Below are 22991 nucleotides of genomic sequence, written 5' to 3' on the forward strand. Positions count from 1 at the left end.
TTAGCCCCGGGTCTGCAGACGCATTTCACGCTCAGGTTCGGTCAGAGAAGCGAGGAATGAATCACGTTCAAATACGCGAGTCATGTAGCCTTTCATCTCTTTAGAACCAGCGCCTGTCAGCTCGATACCCATCTGCGGCAAACGCCACAGCAGTGGTGCCAGGTAGCAATCTACCAGACTGAACTCATCACTCAGGAAGAAAGGTTTCTGAGTAAATACAGGTGCGATAGCCAGCAATTCTTCACGTAATTGCTTGCGAGCAGCATCAGCTTCTTGAGCCGAACCGTTCATCACGATATGCATCAGCGAATACCAGTCTTTCTGGATACGATGCATGTACAGGCGACTTTCACCACGTGCAACCGGGTAAACCGGCATTAATGGTGGATGCGGGAAACGCTCATCAAGATATTCCATGATGATACGGGATTCCCACAGAGTAAGTTCGCGGTCAACCAGGGTCGGTACGCTGTGATTTGGGTTGAGGTCAATCAGATCCTGAGGCAGGTTATCCGTTTCCACATGCTCAATTTCAACGCTAACACCTTTTTCCGCCAGTACGATACGTACCTGATGGCTATAGATGTCAGTAGGACCGGAAAACAGCGTCATCACCGAACGTTTGTTGGCAGCGACAGCCATGAAAACCTCCAAGTTTATTCAGAAAATTACTGCTAATAGCCGCAAGCGGCAACTAACCTGACCGTTTGATACCCATTACGCTGGAAGACCACCAGTTGCCTGAAAACGAGGCGAAAATAATCTGATGCCGACCACAGGGCAGAAAATTGGTTGATAGTTTACCAGATTTTACGGGTTTTGTGGGGAGCGGATCTGGAATTTGCCTAAAAAGTGTTTTATATCATAATGTTAGATACACTAAATATAATTTTCAGGCATAAAAAAACCCGGTACAAGACCGGGCTTTTTCGCAAATTGTACTCTGCAAAAAGCAGACGACAATTAACGCTTGGAGAACTGAGGACGACGACGTGCTTTACGCAGACCGACTTTCTTACGTTCAACTTCACGAGCATCACGAGTAACGAAGCCAGCTTTACGCAGTTCGCCACGCAGGGACTCGTCGTACTCCATCAGAGCGCGGGTGATACCGTGACGGATCGCACCAGCCTGACCAGAAGTACCACCACCTTTAACAGTGATGTACAGATCGAATTTCTCAACCATATCAACCAGTTCCAGCGGCTGACGAACTACCATGCGGGCAGTTTCACGACCGAAGTACTGTTCCAGAGAACGTTGGTTGATAACGATTTTGCCACTGCCCGGTTTGATAAAAACGCGAGCTGCGGAACTTTTGCGGCGACCAGTGCCGTAGTATTGATTTTCAGCCATTGCCATAATCCCGATTAAATGTCCAGAACTTGCGGTTGCTGTGCCGCGTGGTTGTGCTCGGTGCCCGCGTAAACTTTCAGTTTACGGAACATAGCACGGCCCAGCGGGCCCTTTGGCAGCATGCCTTTAACCGCGATTTCAATCACACGCTCAGGACGGCGGGCAATCATCTCTTCAAAGGTCGCTTGTTTGATACCACCGATGTGACCGGTGTGATGGTAATACACTTTGTCAGTACGCTTGTTGCCGGTTACAGCAACTTTTTCTGCGTTCAGAACGATGATGTAATCACCAGTATCAACGTGCGGAGTGTATTCCGCTTTGTGCTTACCGCGCAGGCGGCGAGCCAATTCAGTAGCCAGGCGACCTAAGGTCTTACCGTCAGCATCAACAACGAACCAGTCGCGCTGTACGGTTTCTGGTTTAGCTGTAAAAGTTTTCATTAAAAGCTTACCCAATAAATAGTTACACGTAGGTGTTCACCCAAACGTTTAAAATCAGTTCAAGGTTCACACGACAAAGTCCGGCAAACCTACCCCTTCGAATAGCCAATGCCAGCACGACCAAGTTTTGGGAAAAAAACTTTGGTTGTAACGTGGGGTCGCAAGATTATAGGGAAGTCGCCCCCAAAGGTCGAACCTTTTTGTAGTTTTTGTCGCAGTTTGTGGTCAGCTTGCATGCGAATTGTGGTTCACGGCATATGCGGCAATCGCAAATACTCTTCACTTTGCATTTCCTGCAGGCGAGACAGGCAGCGCTGAAACTCAAAGCGTAATCTTTCACCCTGATAAATCTCAAACAGCGGGACGTGCGCTGAAACCACCAGCTTGACGTGGCGCTCGTAAAATTCATCAACCAGCGCAATGAATCGCCGCGCTTCGTTTTCGTTTCGAATCCCCATCACCGGCACGTTAAATAGCATCACGGTATGAAAAAGACGCGACAGCGCAATGTAATCGAGTTGGCTGCGGGCATCGACGCACAAGGTATTAAAATCTACCGCCAGTGTTTGATTGGCGATTCCGAGGGTCGCTAAAGGACGATGGTTTATTTCCAGCACCGGTTCCCCTTCGCGTATCGCGCCAGCCAGTGCAGTGTAGAGTTTATCCATCTGCTGCGCGGTTTGGTCATTCAGCGGAGAAAGCCACAGGTGAGCCTGGGTCAGCGTTCTCAGGCGGTAATCAATGCCAGCATCCACGTTCATCACTTCGCAATGGCGTTTTATTGCCTCAATCGCAGGCAGAAAACGCGCACGCTGCAAGCCATTACGATACAGATCATCAGGGGGAATATTTGAAGTCGCCACAAGGGTAATCCCCCTGGCAAACAATGCCTGCATCAGTGAACCAAGCAACATTGCATCGGTGATATCTGAAACAAAAAACTCATCAAAACAGAGAATATCTGTCTCAGACTTAAACTTATCGGCTATCAATTCCAGAGGATCGGTTTGCCCTTGAAGCTCACCCAACTCTTCGTGAACCCGCAACATGAAGCGATGGAAGTGCAGCCGAAGCTTACGCTCGCCAGGTAGACTCTGAAAAAACATGTCCATTAGCCATGTTTTCCCGCGCCCTACGCCGCCCCACATATACAGCCCGCGAACCGGCTCCTGAGCCACTGAAGCACTACGTTTACCAAACAGTTTGCCAAGGAAGCTACTGCTTGCAGGGAGCGTCGGTGTTTGGCTGCTTAACGCCTGCCAGATTGCATCCAGCCGGGTTACGGCTTCATGCTGAACATCATCGGGTTGATAGCTGCCCTCAGTCAGAGCTTGTTGGTAGCGCGATGCGGGAGAGAGATTTTGCATGGTATTATGGTATTTCCTTAAAAATCGGATTGCCGTTTACTTAGTACTCAAAAAAGGACGGTTGTCGAAAAAAAGGCCGTTCTACCCTAAGCGATGCTGCGTCAGGATTCCACTTCTCTTAGGTTAACGGTTATAGTGGCTACATTACCCTACGGAAACACAAGACAACGGGAGAAGTTCATGACCTGGGAATATGCGCTAATTGGGTTAGTTGTTGGCATCATCGTTGGTGCAGTTGCTATGCGTTTTGGCAACCGCAAGCTGCGTCAGCAGCAGGCCATGCAGTACGAAATCGAGAAAAACAAAGCAGAACTTGAAGAGTATCGTGAAGAGTTAGTCAGTCATTTTGCCCGTAGCGCAGAGTTGCTGGATAACATGGCTCATGATTATCGCCAGCTTTATCAACATATGGCGAAAAGCTCCAGCAGCCTGTTGCCTGAAATGTCAGCCGAAGCGAACCCGTTCCGTAACCGCCTCGCTGAGTCAGAAGCCAGTAATGATCAAGCTCCGGTGCAGATGCCGCGTGACTATTCTGAAGGTGCGTCCGGTTTGCTGCGTACCGAGCGCGCAAAACGCGATTAATCACAAATGTAAAATTTATCCTTGGGGTGCAGCTTTCGCACCCCAATCTCTCCTCAGCGCAGCTATCATTTACTAGTATCTATTCACTCTATAACAACATTGTTACCCGGCTGATATTTCAATAATATCGGCGTGTTATCGGGTTATCCTTTTCCAGGTTCAGGTCACGAGAGCAAGCCATCAATGAAGAAACAAACACTGTTGTTGAGTGCCTTAGCGTTAAGTGTCGGACTGACGTTCGGTGTTGCATCGCAAGTGAATGCGTCGTTGCCTGCGCAGATTCCGGGTCAGCCAGCGTTGCCGAGTCTTGCGCCGATGCTGGAAAAAGTATTACCCGCAGTGGTTAGTGTTCAGGTTGAAGGAACGGCCGCTGCCCCGACTCAGAAAGTCCCTGAAGAATTTAAAAAGTTTTTTGGCGAGGATATGCCCCCTTCTGAAGCTCAACCATTTGAAGGGCTGGGTTCCGGCGTCATCATAAATGCTGAGAAAGGCTATGTGCTGACCAATAACCACGTCATTAATAACGCCGAAAAAATCAGCGTGCAGCTGAATGATGGACGTGAGTTTGATGCCAAATTGATTGGCGGCGATGATCAAAGTGATATTGCGCTGATTCAAATCCAGAAGGCGACCGGCCTGACACAAATCGCGGTAGCGGACTCAGACAAACTGCGAGTGGGTGATTTTGCAGTTGCCGTGGGTAACCCATTCGGTCTGGGGCAAACAGCAACTTCCGGGATTGTTTCAGCACTGGGGCGCAGCGGTCTAAACCTCGAAGGGCTGGAAAACTTTATCCAGACAGACGCCTCAATCAACCGTGGTAACTCCGGCGGTGCACTGCTGAATCTGAATGGCGAGCTCATTGGTATTAACACGGCAATCCTTGCGCCAAGTGGCGGTAGCGTCGGTATCGGCTTTGCTATTCCGAGTAATATGGCGCAAACCCTGGCGAAACAGTTGATGGAGTTTGGCGAAATTAAGCGCGGCATGTTGGGCATTAAAGGCACAGAAATGAGTGCTGATATTGCCAAAGCATTTAATCTGACCACCCAGCGCGGCGCGTTCGTCAGCGAAGTATTGCCTCAATCGGGTTCAGATAAAGCAGGCGTAAAAGCCGGTGATGTAATTACCAGTCTGAATGGCAAAAATATCAGTAGTTTTGCCGAGCTACGTGCCAAAATCGCCACAACGGAGCCTGGAACGGTGGTGAAACTTGGCTTGCTGCGTGACGGAAAACCACTGGAAGTGAGCGTGACACTTGATAAAAGTACTGCATCCTCTGCCAACGCGGAACTGGTCATGCCTGCGTTGCAAGGTGCAACGTTGAGCGACGGTCAGTTAAAAGATGGCACTAAAGGCATCAAACTAGATAGCGTTGAAAAAGGCACACCAGCTGCGCAAGCCGGCTTGCACAAAGATGATTTTATCATTGGCGTTAATCGCGAGAAGGTCACAAGCATTGCCGAGATGCGTAAGGTGCTGGAAAGCAAACCAGACGTTATTGCGCTGCATATCGCACGCGGTGAAGAGAGTCTCTATCTGTTAGTGCGCTAATCTGCTCAGTAATCGGACATCGCGGTACGATGTCCGATTAACTCATGCTATTCTGCTTCCGGTTTATCATTGACTAACTCAAATACATGTTTCTGAAGATATTACGCTCGGTGGTGATTGGCCTGATTGTGGCGGGATTGTTGTTGGTAACGATGCCAACGCTTCGCCAGAAAATCATTCCCTTAGCGCCCTCGAACTTTGACAGTGCCGACGAAACGCCGCTGAGCTACAACTCAGCGGTGCGTCGTGCTGCGCCTGCTGTGGTCAACGTTTACAACCGCAGTGTCGGCAGCAATGCCAGTAACCAGTTACAAATTCGCACTCTCGGCTCTGGTGTCATCATGGATGAGCGCGGCTACATCATTACCAACAAACACGTCATTAATGATGCCGAGCAAATTATCGTTGCTCTGCAAGATGGTCGCGTTTTTGAAGCGTTACTTGTGGGTTCTGATAGCCTGACCGATTTGGCCGTGCTGAAAATTAATGCCACCAGCCTCCCGGTGATTCCAATCAACAATAAGCGCGTACCGCATATTGGTGATGTCGTCATGGCGATTGGTAACCCGTATAACCTCGGGCAGACCATTACACAGGGGATCATCAGTGCTACCGGTCGTATCGGCCTTAGCCCCTCCGGCCGCCAGTCGTTCCTGCAAACTGACGCTTCAATCAACCACGGTAACTCAGGCGGCGCATTGGTTAACTCGCTGGGCGAACTGATGGGTATCAACACCCTGTCGTTTGATAAAAGTAACGATGGTGAAACCCCTGAAGGTATCGGCTTCGCCATACCAACACAGCTCTCCACCAAAATCATGGATAAGCTGATTCGCGATGGCCGCGTGATTCGTGGCTACATTGGGATTGGCGGGCGCGAGATAACGCCATTACATGGCCCCGCAACCGGCATTGATCAGATTCAGGGAATTATCGTTAACGAAGTGACACCTGACGGCCCGGCGGCTAAAGCAGGTCTGCTGGTTAACGACGTGATTATCTCTGTGAACCACAAACCCGCAATTTCAGCTTTGGGCACCATGGATCAGGTGGCGGAGATTCGTCCAGGCTCTGTCATTCCAGTTGAAGTGATGCGTGAAGATAAGAAGCTGACGCTACAAGTCACGATTCAGGAATACCCCGCGACAAACTAATAAGTCGCAGGCGAAAAAAAACCGGAATCTACATTCCGGTTTTTTTATCTCTAAAGCTCAGGGTTTATTTGTTAACAAACTCTTCGCCAAGGGTAATATCTTTCTTCAGAGTATCCAGCATCCCTTCCAACGCCTGGTGCTCGAAAGCGCTCAGTTTGCCGTAAGATTTATGCTCTGCGATACCGTTTTTACCCAGCAGCAATGGCTGAGAGAAGAAACGAGCGTGTTCGCCATTCCCTTCAACGTACGCACATTCAACCACATTGCTTTCGCCTTGCAGCGCGCGAACCATTGACAGACCAAAGCGCGCAGCTGCCTGGCCCATTGACAGGGTTGCAGATCCACCACCCGCTTTAGCTTCTACAACTTCGGTCCCAGCATTCTGGATACGCTTAGTCAGGTCAGCAACTTCTTGCTCGGTGAAGCTAACACCAGGAATCTGCGACAGCAGTGGCAGAATGGTCACACCGGAGTGGCCGCCAATGACAGGAACTTCGATATCAGTCGGCTGTTTGCCTTTCAGTTCCGCAACAAAGGTGTTGGAGCGGATGATGTCCAGCGTAGTCACGCCAAACAGTTTGTTTTTGTCGTAGACACCTGCTTTTTTCAGCACTTCCGCAGCAATCGCAACGGTGGTATTCACTGGGTTTGTGATAATACCGATACAGGCTTTCGGGCAAGTTTTAGCAATCTGTTGAACCAGATTTTTCACGATTCCCGCGTTGACGTTAAACAGGTCTGAACGATCCATACCTGGTTTACGTGCCACACCCGCAGAGATCAGCACGACATCTGCACCAACCAGTGCAGGTGTTGCGTCTTCACCGCAGAAACCTTTGATTTTCACATCAGTAGGGATATGACTCAGATCGACTGCAACACCAGGGGTTACCGGTGCAATATCATACAGGGAGAGTTCTGAACCTGAAGGCAGTTGGGTCTTGAGTAGAAGGGCAAGCGCCTGGCCAATACCGCCTGCTGCGCCGAGGACTGCAACTTTCATCCTAAACTCCTTATTATGGTTAGCAAATAGGTGCCGTAACTCCATGCGGTGGCGACCATAATCCAGGGAAGGGGTAATTACAATCTTCCCGCTTTAGGATTGCGAGGTTGAGCATTCCTGAAACGTTACTGCTGCATTTACTCGCCGGGTGGAAACGACGCCTTAGCGCCCGGTCACAACCTGATGTTGTCACATCAACGGCGGTTACATTACCCCTCCATCCGCAGCAAAACAACATCATTTTGATAACATTTAGTTTACTTGGCATCTTATTTTAGAGTCGTGACGAAGGCATGTTTCTCGATAACAAAATTTGATAATATCCGCCTCTTTCATAACATTATTTCAGGCCTTCACCCAGCCAATAATTTGCATAACAATTCATTTAAATGCATAATAATGTTATCTTCGTTGACCTGAACATGGGTGATATATGCGTATTTCCTCAAAACAAGAAGAATTAGTCAAAGCGTTCAAAGCATTATTAAAAGAAGAGAAATTCAGTTCTCAAGGTGAAATCGTTCATGCTTTGCAAAATGATGGTTTCGAAAACATCAACCAATCCAAAGTCTCTCGTATGCTGACCAAGTTTGGTGCGGTGCGTACCCGCAACGCCAAAATGGAAATGGTGTACTGCTTACCAGCCGAGCTTGGCGTGCCAACAACGTCCAGCCCGCTGAAAAACCTGGTACTGGATATTGATTACAACGATGCCGTTGTTGTTATCCACACAAGCCCAGGGGCGGCACAGTTAATTGCACGTTTGCTGGATTCGTTAGGTAAAGCTGAAGGTATTTTGGGCACGATTGCCGGTGATGACACCATCTTTACCACCCCGGCAAGGGACTTCACTGTAAAAGAATTGTATGAAGCAATTTTGGTGTTGTTCGAACAAGAGTTGTAAGCATTACTTCCGTATTCCCGCTGTCAGTACGGCGGGAATAACACCTTCATAACAATCCCCTGGCTGTCATCGTTTATACGTAAATCCCCTTATTTAGGCTTTCCCCAAATCTAAACATCTCTCTCATCAGCCGGTTATGTGATGAATCGCACAAAAAGCTAATTCATGGCATCTCATTGTTTTTACTTATACTTAACAAAAAATCAGCAATAAAAGACTCATTTTAATAACTTTACGTAATATAAAAAGCCTCTATTATTGTAAAGTTTCATAGAGAATAATTAGCGTGGTATTAATTTTGTAGGTTATTAGTGTATACTTGATTTTGTGATGAGGGTCACGAAATGAAGACCCCAATAAAAGAATACGACGAGGCGAAAATTATGAACATGAAATCAACTTTAGTTACCGCAAGCCTGCTCTCGATGCTGTCATTCGGCGCTTTTGCAGCGACATCTATTAATACCGAACAGGCACAAAACCGCCAGGCGATGGGTTCAGTGTCTGTCAGCCAGGTCGGTAGTGCTCCGATGGACATGCACCAGTTGCTGAATAAGAAAGCTGAAGAGCAAGGCGCTTCTTCTTACCGCATCATTGAAGCCCGTACTGGCGACCAATGGCATGCAACAGCAGAGCTGTACAAGTAACAGCCCGGTAGCAATAAGCAAAAGCAATACAACGATAATCCAGACAACGGCCCCAAGAACAATAAAGCAGTTTAGCCCTTCCGGTCGTTGAGAAAACCATTCAGGAGTAAAGATTATGAAAACCAAATTAACTATCGCAGCACTGAGCCTTTTCTCTGTTATCTCTTTCGGCGCTAACGCAGCCGCACATCAGGTAAACAGCGAACAAGCACAAAACATGCAATCTATGGGTAGCATTTCTGTCAGCCAGGTTGGCAGTGCACCAATGGATATGCGTCAGGAATTATCACAGAAAGCGACTAAAGAAGGTGCATCGGCATATCGTATTACCGAAGCACGTAGTGGCGATGCATGGCACGCTACCGCTGAACTGTATAAATAAACCCTCGTCGTCAAAACTGACGGCTTTGCCCCCGCTCGCGGGGGCTTTTTTATGCCCTAACATCATGGTTAACCACGTACGTTGAAACGCAATTGCCCTTCCAGTTCCTCTTCTGCTTCGTCGAAAAGCAAAATCAACGCCCCGTAGCGCCGTCTTTGCATCTCCGGCAGGTGAACAAATTCTATTTCCACCGGGAGAGGTAAGATGCCTCCAACGACGACATCCCATAAACTATCGAGATCGTGAACCTGTTTTTTCTCAAGTTGAAATACCTGGATAAAGTGACGATAGAATCCCGGCTGATCTTCTATCTGACTAAAATCAAAGGTGTATTTTTTCATTACTTGCCACCTTAACCAGAGCACTCTTATCTTTTGAGCTTCTACAGCCCGCCAATATGCAAGGTTTTGACTTCCAGAAACTCATCCAGGCCCAGTACCGAGCCTTCTCGCCCTAGTCCAGATTCTTTCACTCCGCCAAACGGCCCCAACTCAGTCGACACCGCACATTCGTTAATACCAATCATCCCACTTTCAAGTGCTTGCGAAACGCGGAATACACGCGATAGATTTTGAGTATAGAAGTATGCTGCCAAACCAAATGGCGTATTATTCGCCCGCTCAATAACTTCCCCTTCCGTTTTAAAACGGAAGCAAGCAGCGAGTGGCCCGAAGGTTTCTTCATGTGCCAGTTTCATTTCATCGCTGGCATCGACAATCACCGTGGGCTGCCAGAAGTTGCCCCCCAACGCATGGCTCTTACCTCCCACCAGCACTTTGCCACCTTGTGCGATAGCATCTTCGATATGCTCACGTACTTTATCGACTGCGGATTTTTCAATTAATGGCCCGACAACCACGCCCTCTTCCAGGCCGTTACCGACTTTCAGTGCCTTAACCGCATCGGCCAGTTTATTCACGAACTGGTCATAAACACCGTCCTGAATAAAGAAACGATTCACGCTAACGCAGACCTGGCCTGCATTACGGAATTTGTTAGCAATGGCCCCTTTCACTGCGTCGTCGATATCCGCGTCATCAAAGACGATATAAGGCGCATTACCGCCTAATTCCATCGACACTTTCTTCATGGTTTCCGCGGCGTTGCGCACTAATGTTTTGCCAACTGCCGTAGAACCGGTAAACGAAATTTTACGAACCGCGTGGCTCGCCATTATCGCGTCGCTAATTTCTTGCGTGTTCCCTGCGACGGCATTTAATACCCCATCAGGTACCCCGGCTTTTTTTGCCAGCGCCAGTAAGGCAAAGGCTGATAGTGGTGTGTTGTTAGCTGGTTTAATCACGCCAGTACAACCCGCAGCAAGCGCCGGGCCGAGTTTGCGTGTCAGCATCGCCATGGGGAAATTCCACGGAGTAATTGCCGCGACAACACCAATTGGCTCGCGGGTTGCCAGAATGCGTGATCCAGGTTTGGCTGGAGGGATAATTTCACCATTTGCCCGTTTGGCCTGTTCAGCGAACCACTGGATAAAACTTGCGGCGTACTCAACCTCACCTTCCGCCTCTTTCAGCGGCTTGCCTTGTTCGGTGGTCATTAAGCGCCCGAGCCAGGCTTTGTTCTCAATAATTAACTGGAACCAACGGTAGAGGATGGTTGAACGTTCTTTGGCGGTTTTTGCACGCCATGCAGGAAAAGCTTTAGCGGCTGCGGCAATCGCATCTTCAGCTTCCTTTTTGCCTGCTTTTGCGACTTTAGCGACAACTTCACCGGTGGCAGGATTGAGAACGTCGAAGGTTTCGTTCAGCTTGTGCCATTCACCATTGACCAGATAACCCGTGTTAAATAATTCACTATCCTGGAGTGCCTGATTTGTCATAATTTTCTCCCGTTATGAATTGCGCATCCAATAAGTATAGATACAAAAAAGCCGACGCAGGCGTCGGCTCGGGTTAGGCATTTATCAGGGCGTGCTGGTATTTATGCAACACATGCGCCAGCCGTTTCACCGGTTCGGTGACTTGTAGCGGCGCCTCCCAAACACGCAATTTCTCCTGGTAAATATCCAGCTCCTCCAATAATTGTTTGAAGTAGCGCTGTTTTTTATCATCACTTGATGCCGAAGTAAGCTTATCAGCCGTGTTTCGCAACTGGCGATGGAATGCTGAGAGATCATCATTCACCGGGATCGGTGCATCACGTAATCGCTGGTGCGCGATAATCAATGTCAGCGCCAGGCGGTAACGATCGATATCACCCGGGAACATATTGAGCAGTAAGAAAAGCTGCTGATAGAGCGCTGGCAGATGGTTTTCTTTACGGCGCGCTTTGTTGGTGGTCAGCGCAGAAACTGCCGCAGAAACAAATTGATTAAGCAGCGTGCGGCCCGTGCGCTCTTTTGAATTATCGCGGATAAGCAAGATAACCATCATCGCCAGGAAACAACCCACTATTTGCCCCAATGCGCTGTCCAAAAACGAGCTGAAATGAAACGTCATTGGGTTATCTAAAACGATAATATTGATGGTACTTGCCAATGCCCCCATCGACCCTAAGCGGCGCTTTTGTACTTCAATGCCCATAAAGAAACCCAGCAATGCAAGGCTGATGCACAGCAGCAACATACTTTGCTGAGTCGACGGAATCACCACTAAAAAATAGAACGCACCGAGCGGCAAAGCGGCAATGGTACCGTACAGAAAATCAATCGCCACCATGCGCGGATTGGGTAAACGCATCGCCAGCGACGTCACAACGGCAATCATAACCATCGCACCGCTGCCCGATGTCCAGCCCGTCCATAACCAAAATAAGCAGCCAAGAATGCAGGAAATCGTGGTACGCCAGAAGTTTATCATCGCGTGATGCCCTTCTGCAGACTGCACTTTGATGACCACTTCCTGGGTCAAAACCTCTTCTTCCACCGCGCTAATACGGGTGTTGCTGATAACGCCACGTTTTAGCAACAGATAGCGGCTGAACGCGCCTACCCAACTGCTTATTGTGGCGGGTGTATTTTTATCGCCAGTGTATGAAATGGCTCTGCGGATAACTTTCACCTGCTTATGAACATCAGCAGCGGTTTCTACAGGTAACTCAAACAACATACGGAATTCCGGAGTCATATATTCCGGACGCGTGTTTTGAATCAGAAATGTTTCGCAAGCCTGGGTGATAAGCGTTAGCGAGAGCGAGTTGATCGCTTTCAGGCGGCGATTAGCACGATTCCAGCGTGAGGATTCAATATTGAGATTCCCGCGCATCCCTTCCAGAGCGGTAGTGCGACGCACCAGGCCACTCCAGGCCTTATCAACTTCCTCTTTATCACCATGAGCAATACACAACTGCATCAGGCGATAGTGGTCCACCAGCAGGTTATCCAGCTCACGATCAATTTCTTGCTTAATGGAACGCGGGGAAAAAATTAAATCGGCAAGAATCGCGCAAACAATACCAATCACAATCTCACTACACCGCTCGACCGCAAATTGTGGGGTGACAAGCGGGTTGGCTTGAATGGTGATAACAATGATTAACGCCGTGTAGCCAGAAAGCCCCCAGGCGTAGGAATTTTCAACTTTAACCAGCGAGGAAATCCAGGTACAAAAACCAGCCCAAATACAGCATACCAACAGCATCACAACAGGTGCACGAATCATTGAAGTGATGATTAACAGCGCGGCAATACAGCCAATAAAAGTACCGATGATACGCAGCATTCCGCGATAACGAATCGCCCCTGAATAGGGTTCACCGCCAGCAGCAAACGCCGGGCCAGCCGCTACAATCGCCGCAGTTAGCACCGCCCAGCGCGGAGTTTCCAGTTGAAAATGGAAACCAACAAACACCGCCAACACGATGGCAAACGCCAACTTGAAGGCAAAGCGCAAATGTAAGTGCGAGATGAAATACATGTCAGCCTATGCTTAGCCGAACTCACGCAAACGATGCATGAATTTAATGAATACCGAATCGTGGTTGATATCTCTGTCTTTATCGCCAGTCACAACAACCGTGGCCGTGGTTCCCGCCGGGAAAAGGTTAGCTTGCTGATCATCAAGACGAATTCTCACGGGCACACGCTGTGCCAAACGCACCCATTCCAGGTTTGAATCAACCGTCGCCATCCCTTTTGCATCTTTGGTACTGCTGGCGTTAGTCACCCCGGCAGAAATGCTATCAACCGTGCCGCGTAATACGCGATTACTGCCCAGTGGCGTGATTTGTACCCGGAAACCTGGGCGAATACCGTCAAGCTTGGTCTCTTCCATGTAGGCCAGAATGTAGAAACTACCCTGTTTTACCAACGCTACCGCCGTGGAACCACGGGTAATAAACTCGCCAGAGTAGACATTCAGGTTGGTTATCCAACCATCAGCAGGCGCGCGGATAATCGTGCGTTGCAAATCCAATGCAGCCAAATCACGGGTTGCTTCGGATTTTGCTAATTGATGCAGAACGGTTTGTAGCACGTTGTTAGATTGGTCAATTTCTTCCCGTGACATCGCCTGGGTGCCCAGTGAATTACGACGCCCAGCTTCACGGCGTTTCTCCCCGGCCAAAACCTGGTAATAAGCGACATCGGCCTGGGCTTGCTCCAGGGCTTTCTGATAACGTGGCTGATCGATGGTGAAGAGAATCTGATCTTTCTTTACCAGTTGGTTGTCATGGACTTTAACGTCAGTGATTAAACCCGATACGTCCGGAGCAATCGCGACAACATCTGCGGTGAAGCGGGCATCACGCGTCCACGGGGATTCGGTATAAAACACCCAGGCACGGAAGATAGCGATGAAAGCCAGCAGCACCAAAATCAGTGTGATGGCCGTGCGGGTCATTTTTCTTGTAAGTGCTTTCACATCAACCTCAAACAAACAGGCGCGAGATTAGATAAAACAGGCAGCAATAAAGCGCTGTATTAAATAATGCCGGGTGCCAGACAAAATCATAAATTCCCGTCGGAGTCAGCAGACGGCGAACCAACCAGAACAGCGCCAGCGAAAGAATTAGCTCGAAGAATATCGGCGGAAAAGAAAGACCGAATATCACGATAACGGGAAATAGACTCATGTTAACCTTGCAGAAAATTCGGAAGACACCAACCCAGGAGCTGCCAGAAATACTGCGCTAACGACTGATACGGGTGGTGTTAGTAATAATATATTAACGTAATTGTTAGCGGGTTATCTATAATGTGTGATCTAAATCACTTTTAAGCCAGAGTGAACAATGGAAAGACTTAAACGCATGTCGGTGTTTGCCAAAGTGGTCGAGCTTGGCTCTTTTACCGCAACGGCCAGGCAGCTGGAAATGAGCGTATCGTCCATCAGCCAAACCGTTTCCAAACTTGAAGATGAGTTACAGGTAAAGCTGTTAAACCGCAGCACGCGTAGCATCGGGCTGACTGAGGCCGGTAAAATCTACTACCTCGGCTGCCGCAAGATGCTGCACGAAGCGCAAGAGGTGCATGAGCAACTCTACGCTTTTAATAACACGCCAATTGGTACGCTGCGTATCGGCAGTTCTTCAACTATGGCACAAAATGTCCTCGCGTCCATGACCGCCGAGATGCTCAAAGAGTACCCCGAGTTAACGGTTAATCTGGTGACAGGTATTCCCGCGCCCGACCTGATCGCTGATGGTCTGGACGTAGTGATTCGTGTAGGTGCTTTACAGGATTCCAGTCTGTTCTCGACGCGGCTCGGATCGATGCCTATGGTGATTTGCGCCGCCAAAAGTTATCTCCAGCAAAATGGCACGCCGGAAAAGCCGGCCGATCTTGCCAGTCACTCGTGGCTGGAATACAGCATTCGTCCGCATAATGAATTCGAGTTGATAGCACCTGAAGGGCTGACGACGCGGATGATCCCGCAAGGGCGCTTCGTGACCAATGATCCCATGACATTAAGTCGCTGGCTAAAAGTGGGGGCTGGTATCGCTTATGTCCCGTTGATGTGGGTGATCGATGAGATCAATGACGGAACGCTTGAGATCTTACTGCCGAGTTATCAATCCGACCCGCGCCCGGTATACGCGTTGTATACGGAAAAAGATAAGTTGCCGTTGAAAGTACAGGTCTGCATTAACTACCTGACTGAATATTTCGTGAAGGTTTCGCACCTCTATCAAGGGGTACGAGATAAGAAAGGACGTGCGATAGAAAACAGCCGGGAGTAAACCCGGCTGTCATTGTTTTACGCTGTGCCGCCAACCGTCAGGTTATCGACTTTGAGCGTTGGCTGGCCGACACCGACAGGCAGGCTCTGCCCCTCTTTGCCGCAGACACCGACACCGTTATCCAGCGCCAGATCGTTACCGACCATAGAAATCTGCTGCATAGTTTCAATACCGGAACCAATCAGCGTTGCGCCTTTCACTGGTTTGGTCACTTTGCCATTTTCGATGAGATACGCTTCAGAAGTTGAGAACACAAACTTGCCGGAGGTGATATCCACTTGCCCGCCGCCAAAGTTCGGAGCGTAGATCCCGTATTCAACCGATTCGATAATCTCTTGTGGAGTCGATTTTCCCGCCAGCATGTAGGTATTGGTCATGCGTGGCATCGGCAGGTGCGCGTAAGATTCACGACGGCCATTACCGGTTGGCGCAACGCCCATCAGACGAGCATTGAGTTTGTCCTGCATGTAGCCTTTCAGCACACCGTTTTCGATCAATACGTTGTATTGGCCAGGCACACCTTCATCGTCAATTGCAACAGAGCCACGGCGGTTCGCCATGGTGCCGTCATCGACAACAGTACACAATTCTGAAGCAACCAATTGGCCTATCTGGCCACTGAACACGGAAGTGCCACGACGGTTAAAATCACCTTCAAGACCGTGCCCCACCGCTTCATGCAGCAAAACACCTGGCCAGCCCGCGCCAAGCACTACCGGGAACATGCCTGCTGGTGCTGCCACCGCAGAAAGGGTCACTAAAGCCATACGCACTGCTTCTTTCGCCCAGGCATCTGCACGAACTTCACCATCAACGGTTTCGAGGAAATATTCATAACCGAAACGACCGCCGCCGCCACTTGAGCCGCGCTCGCGTTTGCCGTTATCTTCAACCTGAACGCTGACAGACAAGCGCACTAGCGGGCGAACGTCAGCCGCCAGAGTCCCGTCAGTTGCCGCGACCAGAATCAATTCATAAACGCCCGTCAGGCTGGCAGTCACTTCCTGGACGCGGGCGTCTGCCGCACGGGCAACGCTATCAACGCGTTTCAGGATGTCGAGTTTCTCTTCACGCGTCATGCTTTGCAGAGGGTCGGCACTGGTATAGAGCGCGCTATGCTGCACGGCACCTAATGTTTGAACCCGGCCATTCCCTTTTTCCTGCACGATGCTTCGTGCGGCATGAGCACTTTGTTCCAGCGCCAACAAGCTGACCTGGTCGGCATAGGCAAAACCGGTTTTCTCGCCGCTCACGGCGCGCACGCCAACACCCTGATCGATGTTGTAAGAACCATCTTTAATGATGCGATCTTCCAGCACCCAGGATTCGTGATAACTGGACTGGAAATAGAGATCTCCGTAGTCGAGTCGGCGCTCGGACAATTGTCCCAAAATGGAAAACAGATCTTGATGGGTTAAGCCATTCGCAGACAGCAACTGCTCACTTACCAGGTTCAGACTCATCGTTTCGCTACTCTTTTTACAAACAAGTTGGGTGCCCTAAAGGCATATCTATTGAGCTTGCGGCAATTAACCGCGCACGTCAAATCACTTAGCCTCTTTCAGCCTTGGCTGGCGGAGCACTTCATTGATTTGCGGTTTATCGACCGATCCTGTGATGTGGTAGCGCAGTACAGATATTTTGCTCCATAGCGGCCCTAACACTTTGCTGGCGGCGAATACCGCGGCACCGATGATTGGGTTCACCACGAATGCCGTTGCCACGCCGACGGTGGCAGAAATTTCTGGTGCAATAACAGCTTCAACATCAAGTCGACGCTGAACTAAATCGACCGAGCCTTTCATGCCAATATCGGCTTCCAGTCCGTCCACCAGCGTATCATCGCTGTTCAGAACCCCGTCTTTAATCCAGGCGGTACTACGGATGGAATCAAAGTAGAAACCTTCACCAAAGGTGTCGCTGAAGTCGAAACGCAGTTTACGCATCAACGCATCGACACTGACTAAACGCAGCAATTGTCCGGCGTGGCCTGTACCCAGATCAGCAATTTGCCCTTTGCCTAATTTGATATGAAGAATACCGTTTAATGAGGCAAGCTGCGGCTGCCACGGTTTATCACGCCAGTGTAAATCATAGTCTGCATCAAACGATGAGCCTTGAATCGGCGTTTTGACGCCAAAGAAGTTGGTCGCAGCATCAAGTTTTTTGCCGTGTAGTTTACCTTTTAAAGACGTGCGTTCTTCTGCCGGGTTATTCACCCACACACCGCTGGCGGTAAGCTTTGCAAATCCGGCATCGATTAACCCGTTTTCCAGTTGTAGCGTGTTTCCTTTGACGGCGAAATCACCGTCAATACGGCCATATTTTTGCCCCCAAAGCCAACACTCGCCACAGCGAAGTTGTAAATCAGGCCATTCACGGAAATCAATCGCTTCATTGCCTTCCAACGGTGAAGCACTGGTCGATTTGGCTTTGCTATTACCCCAGTCAGGGTTGAAATAGAGATACTTGATTGCTGCACGCCACGGTGCATTGTTTTGTATCGTCAACGAGCCATTCACTTCACGCCCCTGCGCTTCGACGCGCGTGCCATTCGTAATGGCCTGGGAAACCAGACTCAGGTTGTTCCATTGCTGGCCAGCAAACGTCAGCGAAGGCGTGCGCAGTGTGACGTTAGTTGGGAATGATGCCGAGTTCCCCACGCTTTCCACCGCTCCATGGCTAAACAACGCCAACCATTGCGCACCATCCATCGCCGGAAGATCCAGTTCTAAGCCGGAGTTATCAGGTAATGGAGGAACGGTTTGGCTATTGGTTGCCCAAATTGCCCGGTCAAGAGTGAGCTTTTTATTCAGTAGCCAACGGCTGGAGAAATGATTTTTCGCACCGGAGTTACCCGTCAGATCGAAACTATCGAGATTTCCTTTCACCGCGACATTCAACGGTAGCGCTTGCCCCGCTGATTTATCGACAGGAGCAGGTAAGTGACTGCTCACATTCTTCAAGTCTGCGGCGACGTTGATCTGGTAATTCGGTTCTCCGCGATAAGGAAGCGTAATCGCTACATCGCCTTTCCACGGGACATTGCCACTCAATTCTTTGCTGATGGGTTCAGGGATAATACCCATTTTTGTCGGCTGCCAGTCGCCCAGCAAATTGACGCCAATCTGGTAGTCTTTCACGCCCGTTTTAGTATTGAAATCAATGCCAATCGGTTGGTTAAACCAGGTGGCTTTTAACGGTTCACTTTGCAAATCACCATTCACAAAGCTGAACTTACCGCTCAGGTTACTCAACGTGCTGGAGAGCGGTTTAATCAACAAGGTATTGTTCTTGAGCTGAACATCGCCCGAAGCGGTAGTCATTTTACCGTTCAGCGGGATATCCAGATGTAAGCGAGCATTCACATCGCCGCCAATCTGGAGTTCATCCAGTGCAGCAGACAGAGAATCTTTGAGCGGAGTTTCTTTGAAATACGGCCCAACCGCACTGCCCGGGCCACTGATGTCAGAATCGACTAACAGCTTTTGCTTTTTGTAATCCGGAATATTTGCCGTCAGATTACGCCCGGTCACACCACCCAGTTTCACTTCATCCGATTTCATCCACAAACCGTTATTGATGAAATCCAGACTAATATTCAAGTTGTCTAATGCTGGCCAGTCAGGCTGGAAGGCAAATTTAGCGTTATACAGCGGGACGTAGACCTGGAACTGACCTTCGTTATGCACATAAGGGAAAAGACGCGGATTGCCGCCATACACTAGCGTCGCGTTATCGGACTCGCCACCTTGTATCGCACCGCTGAGGTAATCAACCAGCTGTTTTCCCATCAGGTTTTCAGGGAAGTAACGCCAGGCATCACCGCCATTATGCGTACTAATTCCGGCTAAAATCCCCAACCAGGGTTCATCGCCTGTCGGCTGATAGTAGCGGAAGTCACCCGCAGCCCAGACAGAACGGGCTTTCACATCCAGATTTTTGCCATCAAGCTGGAAACCCGCGGCATTCTTCTGCCATTCGAGCGTGGCAACGGCTCGTTCAACTTCCAGCGGGGCACGGAATACGCCCACGTATGGCATTTTGGCGTCAATAACCTGCGCATTAAGCTGCCCGTGCCCGACACCACCGGTGACCGACCCCGAGAAGTGTTCGACGCCGGGTAACATTTTCCATTGCTTCCAGCTAACGTCCTTCCAGCGCCCTTGCATACGAGTGTTTTCGGTCTGCTGAAGAGGAATATCCACGGCCAGCACATCAATGTGCCCGCGTGGTTGCAGCGTGTTCCAGATTTCACCGAAATCCGGTGAAATCTTCTCTGCAATCGGTAACAAACCGGTGAAGCTTTCCAGCTCCATATTAGTGGCACGTACACGTAACTCATCGCTGCGCGTACTCTCTTTTCCACCAACATTTTGCGGAGCAACCCACGCCAGTGATAAAGAACCTTTGGGCCAGGTTTTACCATCAAGGGTGATATTGGTCGATGGAATGGCAATATCCCAGCCCGCAGCAGAACGATTGACACGTGCCATCAAATTATCAACCGACATCTGATGCCCGGTGTTTTTCCCAGCCCAGCTGGCACCACCTTGCTTCAACCAGACGTTGCCACCTGAAATATCACCCGCTTTGATATCCATCCAGGCTTCGAGGGTAAACTCAGCGGTCTGCAAGTCGATATTGTCTTCCATCCAACGACCAAGCCACGGTTTCATATCAACATTTTCAGCCTGTAGCCAGACTTTACCGATGTTCAATAAGCCATTTTCGTCACGCAGATCCATGCGTACTTTCGCCACGCCGTGTTGGCCGTTAAAGCTCGATAAGCTGACCAGCCCTTCGGCGCGGTGACGGTTTTTGGAGTTAAGCCAGGTGAGTTGTGGAATGGCGAGTTCGGCGCGCTGGCCGGAAATCGTCAGGAAACTAAGGGAACTGTCGCGAAGATCAAAGTGATCGAACTGGCGTAAAAAGAGATCGCTGATTTTACCCGGCTCGAGTTTGCTATCCCCTTTGTTTCGACTTAACGGGGTATTGGTGCGCACCTGCAATTGGTAAAAAGTGAGGTCACGGAACTGCCAGCGGGCGTGCAAAATACTTTGCCAGAGATCGAGCGCCAACGTGACACGTTTCACGCTCATCTCACCACCATCTTTCAAGCCCGCTTTGATATCGCGGACATCAAGCGTTGGGCCATAGTTTTCCCAGTTGGCCTGGATCTGGCTGGCATCGACGGGGGTACCCGTCATGGCTTCAATTCTTTCGAGCAGCGCTGGACGCCAGGCATCGAGGTGCGGCAAAACCAGCCGCAAACCACTCACCAGCAGTGCGACGATAACGATCAACGTTGCGCCAGTGATCAGCAGAATGCCGGGCAGTCGCCTCACGAAAATCTCCTTGTTTGCCGCCGGAGCGGAACTCAAATCTGCACTATCCGTGCAGCGAGTTACATCATAACGACGTCGAATTGCTCTTGATTATAGAGCGGCTCGATCTGAACTTTGACTTGCTTGCCGACAAAAATTTCCACTTCTGCCAATGAATGGGACTCTTCGCTTTTCAGCGCTTCCCCCACAGCTGGTGATGCGTAAACCAGGAAACGGTCGGAATCATAAGCATGATGCACGCGCACAATTTCACGCATAATTTCATAACACACCGTTTCAACCGTTTTCACCGTACCGCGACCATGGCAAGTTGGACAATCGTTGCAAAGCACATGTTCAACACTTTCACGCGTGCGTTTGCGTGTCATCTCAACCAGCCCAAGCTGTGAGAAACCATTAATACTGGTTTTCACGCGATCTTTACTCAATGCCTGCTCGAGGGAGTGCAGCACGCGTCGGCGATGGTCTTCATTACTCATATCGATGAAATCAATAATGATTATGCCGCCGAGATTACGCAAACGTAACTGGCGAGCTATCGCCTGTGTCGCTTCAATATTGGTATTGAAAATGGTGTCATCAAGATTGCGGTGGCCAACGAAAGCCCCGGTATTGATATCCACAGTCGTCATCGCTTCAGTCTGGTCGATAACCAGGTAACCACCTGATTTCAGCTCAACTTTTCGCTCCAGCGCACGTTGGATTTCGTTCTCAACGTCGAACAAATCAAAAATAGGCTGGCGACCGCTGTAGTGTTCGATTTTGTTGTGCATTTCCGGCATGTATTCTGCGGTAAACTCCAGCAGCATGTCGTAAGTCAGACGGGAGTCGACACGAATTCGGTCAAGTGCGGCATCGGCAAAATCACGCAGTACGCGCTGCGCCAGTGCTAATTCACCGTAAAGTTGGCAGCGGGTTTTGTTACGTTTTTTGCGCTCGCTGACTTTGGTCCAGACACGCTTGAGGTAAGCCGCATCTGAAGCTAAATCGTCTTCGCATACGCCTTCAGCTGCGGTGCGAATAATAAATCCGCCTTGCTCATCGCAATACGCATTCACTACACGTTTAAGACGTTCACGCTCGGCTTCACTTTCAATGCGCTGGGATACGCCAACGTGGGAAGCTCCTGGCATAAAGACCAAATAACGAGATGGCAGCGTGATATCGGTAGTCAAACGAGCACCTTTGGTTCCCAGCGGGTCTTTCACCACTTGAACCATTAAGTCCTGGCCCTGACGCACCAACTCGGAGATATCGCGTACGGTGAAATTTTTCTGCTCTTCTCCCGCCACACATTCGGTATGCGGCATGATGTCAGAAGCGTGAAGAAACGCTGCCTTATCAAGGCCAATATCTACAAATGCCGCCTGCATCCCGGGAAGCACCCGGCTTACACGACCTTTGTAGATATTCCCTACGATCCCGCGGCGTGCTTCGCGTTCAATGTGAATCTCTTGCAGTATTCCACCATCAATGTAAGCCACCCGAGTTTCCGATGGCGTCACGTTGACTAATAATTCAGCCGTCATGTTTTCCTCGTCCATCACGCAATGCGTGAAAATTACTCAGCAATTCATAAGTTTCAACAAGCGGTAAACCGACTACTGCATGATAGCTGCCATTAATCTTCCTGACAAAACAGCCACCAAGCCCTTGAATACCGTATGCACCTGCTTTATCCATCGGTTCACCGCAGGCCACATAACCCGCGATATCCTGTTCTGATAATGCACGAAAAGTCACTTCAGTCGTTACCAGACAATCCAGCAAAGATTCACGGTCTGCCAGCGCAACAGCCGTCATTACCTGGTGCTGATTCCCGGATAACATACGCAACATCTCAGCAGCGTGTTGTTCATCTTTAGGTTTTTCCAACACCTTGCCATTGTAGATAACAATCGTATCGGCACCCAGAACAGGTAAGTCATGTTGCGCGAGCGCAACGCCCGCCCGCGCTTTATCACGCGCCAGGCGCACGACATACTGCTGTGCGCTTTCATGGCTAAGACGCTGTTCTTCTACATCAGTAATGATGCGCTCAAACGACACACCCAACTGAGTCAGTAATTCCTGACGACGCGGGGAGCCGGATGCCAGATACAAAGATGTCATGTTC

Annotated in this window: 21 protein-coding genes; 7 read left to right on the forward strand and 14 right to left on the reverse strand. The window is 49.7% G+C overall.

The features are described 5' to 3' along the window. The 4 genes from sspA to zapE all read right to left on the reverse strand — a co-directional run bounded on the left by sspA (position 1) and on the right by zapE (position 3166). The gene (sspA, locus tag EC843_RS11865) at positions 1-642 is read right to left on the reverse strand and encodes a stringent starvation protein SspA (RefSeq protein WP_034498882.1); all 642 of its coding nucleotides are present in this window, start codon (positions 640-642) and stop codon (positions 1-3) included. Between the two features lie 321 nt (positions 643-963). Beyond that, complete coding sequence (gene rpsI, locus EC843_RS11870; RefSeq protein WP_064543072.1) at positions 964-1356, reverse strand: 30S ribosomal protein S9; 393 nt, start codon at positions 1354-1356, stop codon at positions 964-966. A gap of 14 nt (positions 1357-1370) precedes the next feature. Beyond that, entirely contained in the window at positions 1371-1799 is a 429-nt protein-coding gene (gene rplM, locus EC843_RS11875) for a 50S ribosomal protein L13 (RefSeq protein WP_034459800.1), read from the reverse strand. 248 nt (positions 1800-2047) lie between these two features. Continuing rightward, positions 2048-3166: a cell division protein ZapE gene (zapE, locus tag EC843_RS11880; protein ID WP_121814806.1), complete on the reverse strand. Its 1119-nt coding sequence runs from the start codon at positions 3164-3166 to the stop codon at positions 2048-2050. 180 nt (positions 3167-3346) lie between these two features. On the opposite strand from zapE, the gene zapG reads away from it, so the two are divergent. The 3 genes from zapG to degS all read left to right on the forward strand — a co-directional run bounded on the left by zapG (position 3347) and on the right by degS (position 6456). After that, on the forward strand, positions 3347-3748 hold the full coding sequence (gene zapG, locus EC843_RS11885; protein ID WP_064543068.1) for a Z-ring associated protein ZapG: 402 nt from the start codon (positions 3347-3349) through the stop codon (positions 3746-3748). Positions 3749-3931: 183 nt separating this feature from the next. Then, positions 3932-5302 (forward strand): serine endoprotease DegQ, encoded by a 1371-nt coding sequence (gene degQ, locus EC843_RS11890; RefSeq protein WP_133522284.1) that lies wholly within the window; start codon positions 3932-3934, stop codon positions 5300-5302. Positions 5303-5388: 86 nt separating this feature from the next. Further along, positions 5389-6456 (forward strand): outer membrane-stress sensor serine endopeptidase DegS, encoded by a 1068-nt coding sequence (degS, locus tag EC843_RS11895; protein WP_064543064.1) that lies wholly within the window; start codon positions 5389-5391, stop codon positions 6454-6456. Between the two features lie 64 nt (positions 6457-6520). Here degS and mdh read toward each other — a convergent pair whose 3' ends face one another. Next, positions 6521-7459 (reverse strand): malate dehydrogenase, encoded by a 939-nt coding sequence (mdh, locus tag EC843_RS11900; protein ID WP_133522285.1) that lies wholly within the window; start codon positions 7457-7459, stop codon positions 6521-6523. 433 nt (positions 7460-7892) lie between these two features. Here mdh and argR point away from each other — a divergent pair, with 433 nt between their 5' ends. The 3 genes from argR to yhcN (EC843_RS11915) all read left to right on the forward strand — a co-directional run bounded on the left by argR (position 7893) and on the right by yhcN (EC843_RS11915) (position 9392). Next, a complete protein-coding gene (argR, locus tag EC843_RS11905; protein WP_064543060.1) occupies positions 7893-8363 on the forward strand; it encodes a transcriptional regulator ArgR in 471 nt (156 codons plus the stop codon). 383 nt (positions 8364-8746) lie between these two features. Further along, positions 8747-9010: a peroxide/acid stress response protein YhcN gene (yhcN, locus tag EC843_RS11910; RefSeq protein WP_064543059.1), complete on the forward strand. Its 264-nt coding sequence runs from the start codon at positions 8747-8749 to the stop codon at positions 9008-9010. A 115-nt stretch (positions 9011-9125) separates the two neighbouring features. Continuing rightward, a complete protein-coding gene (gene yhcN / locus EC843_RS11915; RefSeq protein ID WP_064543057.1) occupies positions 9126-9392 on the forward strand; it encodes a peroxide/acid stress response protein YhcN in 267 nt (88 codons plus the stop codon). Positions 9393-9460: 68 nt separating this feature from the next. Here yhcN (EC843_RS11915) and EC843_RS11920 read toward each other — a convergent pair whose 3' ends face one another. The 5 genes from EC843_RS11920 to aaeX form a co-directional block, all read right to left on the reverse strand. Next, a complete protein-coding gene (locus EC843_RS11920) occupies positions 9461-9733 on the reverse strand; it encodes a hypothetical protein (protein WP_064543055.1) in 273 nt (90 codons plus the stop codon). Positions 9734-9774: 41 nt separating this feature from the next. Next, entirely contained in the window at positions 9775-11229 is a 1455-nt protein-coding gene (locus EC843_RS11925; RefSeq protein WP_064543053.1) for an NAD-dependent succinate-semialdehyde dehydrogenase, read from the reverse strand. A gap of 73 nt (positions 11230-11302) precedes the next feature. After that, a complete protein-coding gene (gene aaeB / locus EC843_RS11930) occupies positions 11303-13264 on the reverse strand; it encodes a p-hydroxybenzoic acid efflux pump subunit AaeB (RefSeq protein ID WP_121814805.1) in 1962 nt (653 codons plus the stop codon). A 12-nt stretch (positions 13265-13276) separates the two neighbouring features. Next, positions 13277-14209, reverse strand: coding sequence for a p-hydroxybenzoic acid efflux pump subunit AaeA (gene aaeA, locus EC843_RS11935; protein WP_064543049.1), 933 nt, complete (start codon positions 14207-14209; stop codon positions 13277-13279). 7 nt (positions 14210-14216) lie between these two features. Then, entirely contained in the window at positions 14217-14420 is a 204-nt protein-coding gene (gene aaeX / locus EC843_RS11940) for a p-hydroxybenzoic acid efflux pump operon protein AaeX (RefSeq protein ID WP_034498893.1), read from the reverse strand. 159 nt (positions 14421-14579) lie between these two features. Here aaeX and aaeR point away from each other — a divergent pair, with 159 nt between their 5' ends. After that, complete coding sequence (gene aaeR / locus EC843_RS11945; RefSeq protein WP_064543048.1) at positions 14580-15527, forward strand: HTH-type transcriptional activator AaeR; 948 nt, start codon at positions 14580-14582, stop codon at positions 15525-15527. A gap of 17 nt (positions 15528-15544) precedes the next feature. Here the strand turns inward: aaeR and tldD are convergent, their stop codons facing one another. The 4 genes from tldD to EC843_RS11965 form a co-directional block, all read right to left on the reverse strand. Then, complete coding sequence (gene tldD, locus EC843_RS11950; protein ID WP_064543046.1) at positions 15545-16990, reverse strand: metalloprotease TldD; 1446 nt, start codon at positions 16988-16990, stop codon at positions 15545-15547. An 84-nt stretch (positions 16991-17074) separates the two neighbouring features. Next, positions 17075-20875 carry an AsmA2 domain-containing protein YhdP gene (yhdP, locus tag EC843_RS11955; RefSeq protein WP_133522286.1) on the reverse strand — a complete coding sequence of 1267 codons (3801 nt, stop codon included), beginning with the start codon at positions 20873-20875 and terminating at the stop codon, positions 17075-17077. A gap of 59 nt (positions 20876-20934) precedes the next feature. Beyond that, positions 20935-22404 (reverse strand): ribonuclease G, encoded by a 1470-nt coding sequence (gene rng / locus EC843_RS11960; RefSeq protein WP_064543042.1) that lies wholly within the window; start codon positions 22402-22404, stop codon positions 20935-20937. Then, positions 22394-22987, reverse strand: coding sequence for a nucleoside triphosphate pyrophosphatase (locus tag EC843_RS11965; RefSeq protein ID WP_064543040.1), 594 nt, complete (start codon positions 22985-22987; stop codon positions 22394-22396). Before EC843_RS11965 ends, rng begins: the two co-directional genes overlap by 11 nt. Positions 22988-22991: the final 4 nt, after the last annotated feature.

It is taken from the genome of Buttiauxella sp. JUb87, from assembly GCF_004361975.1.
Classification (GTDB): domain Bacteria; phylum Pseudomonadota; class Gammaproteobacteria; order Enterobacterales; family Enterobacteriaceae; genus Buttiauxella; species Buttiauxella ferragutiae.

Bases quoted from the DNA above. Each gene is read 5' to 3' on its own strand.
- sspA (WP_034498882.1), bottom strand. From the start codon at position 642: ATGGCTGTCGCTGCCAACAAACGTTCGGTGATGACGCTGTTTTCCGGT.
- rpsI (WP_064543072.1), bottom strand. From the start codon at position 1,356: ATGGCTGAAAATCAATACTACGGCACTGGTCGCCGCAAAAGTTCCGCA.
- rplM (WP_034459800.1), bottom strand. From the start codon at position 1,799: ATGAAAACTTTTACAGCTAAACCAGAAACCGTACAGCGCGACTGGTTC.
- zapE (WP_121814806.1), bottom strand. From the start codon at position 3,166: ATGCAAAATCTCTCTCCCGCATCGCGCTACCAACAAGCTCTGACTGAG.
- zapG (WP_064543068.1), top strand. From the start codon at position 3,347: ATGACCTGGGAATATGCGCTAATTGGGTTAGTTGTTGGCATCATCGTT.
- degQ (WP_133522284.1), top strand. From the start codon at position 3,932: ATGAAGAAACAAACACTGTTGTTGAGTGCCTTAGCGTTAAGTGTCGGA.
- degS (WP_064543064.1), top strand. From the start codon at position 5,389: ATGTTTCTGAAGATATTACGCTCGGTGGTGATTGGCCTGATTGTGGCG.
- mdh (WP_133522285.1), bottom strand. From the start codon at position 7,459: ATGAAAGTTGCAGTCCTCGGCGCAGCAGGCGGTATTGGCCAGGCGCTT.
- argR (WP_064543060.1), top strand. From the start codon at position 7,893: ATGCGTATTTCCTCAAAACAAGAAGAATTAGTCAAAGCGTTCAAAGCA.
- yhcN (WP_064543059.1), top strand. From the start codon at position 8,747: ATGAACATGAAATCAACTTTAGTTACCGCAAGCCTGCTCTCGATGCTG.
- yhcN (WP_064543057.1), top strand. From the start codon at position 9,126: ATGAAAACCAAATTAACTATCGCAGCACTGAGCCTTTTCTCTGTTATC.
- EC843_RS11920 (WP_064543055.1), bottom strand. From the start codon at position 9,733: ATGAAAAAATACACCTTTGATTTTAGTCAGATAGAAGATCAGCCGGGA.
- EC843_RS11925 (WP_064543053.1), bottom strand. From the start codon at position 11,229: ATGACAAATCAGGCACTCCAGGATAGTGAATTATTTAACACGGGTTAT.
- aaeB (WP_121814805.1), bottom strand. From the start codon at position 13,264: ATGTATTTCATCTCGCACTTACATTTGCGCTTTGCCTTCAAGTTGGCG.
- aaeX (WP_034498893.1), bottom strand. From the start codon at position 14,420: ATGAGTCTATTTCCCGTTATCGTGATATTCGGTCTTTCTTTTCCGCCG.
- aaeR (WP_064543048.1), top strand. From the start codon at position 14,580: ATGGAAAGACTTAAACGCATGTCGGTGTTTGCCAAAGTGGTCGAGCTT.
- tldD (WP_064543046.1), bottom strand. From the start codon at position 16,990: ATGAGTCTGAACCTGGTAAGTGAGCAGTTGCTGTCTGCGAATGGCTTA.
- rng (WP_064543042.1), bottom strand. From the start codon at position 22,404: ATGACGGCTGAATTATTAGTCAACGTGACGCCATCGGAAACTCGGGTG.
- EC843_RS11965 (WP_064543040.1), bottom strand. From the start codon at position 22,987: ATGACATCTTTGTATCTGGCATCCGGCTCCCCGCGTCGTCAGGAATTA.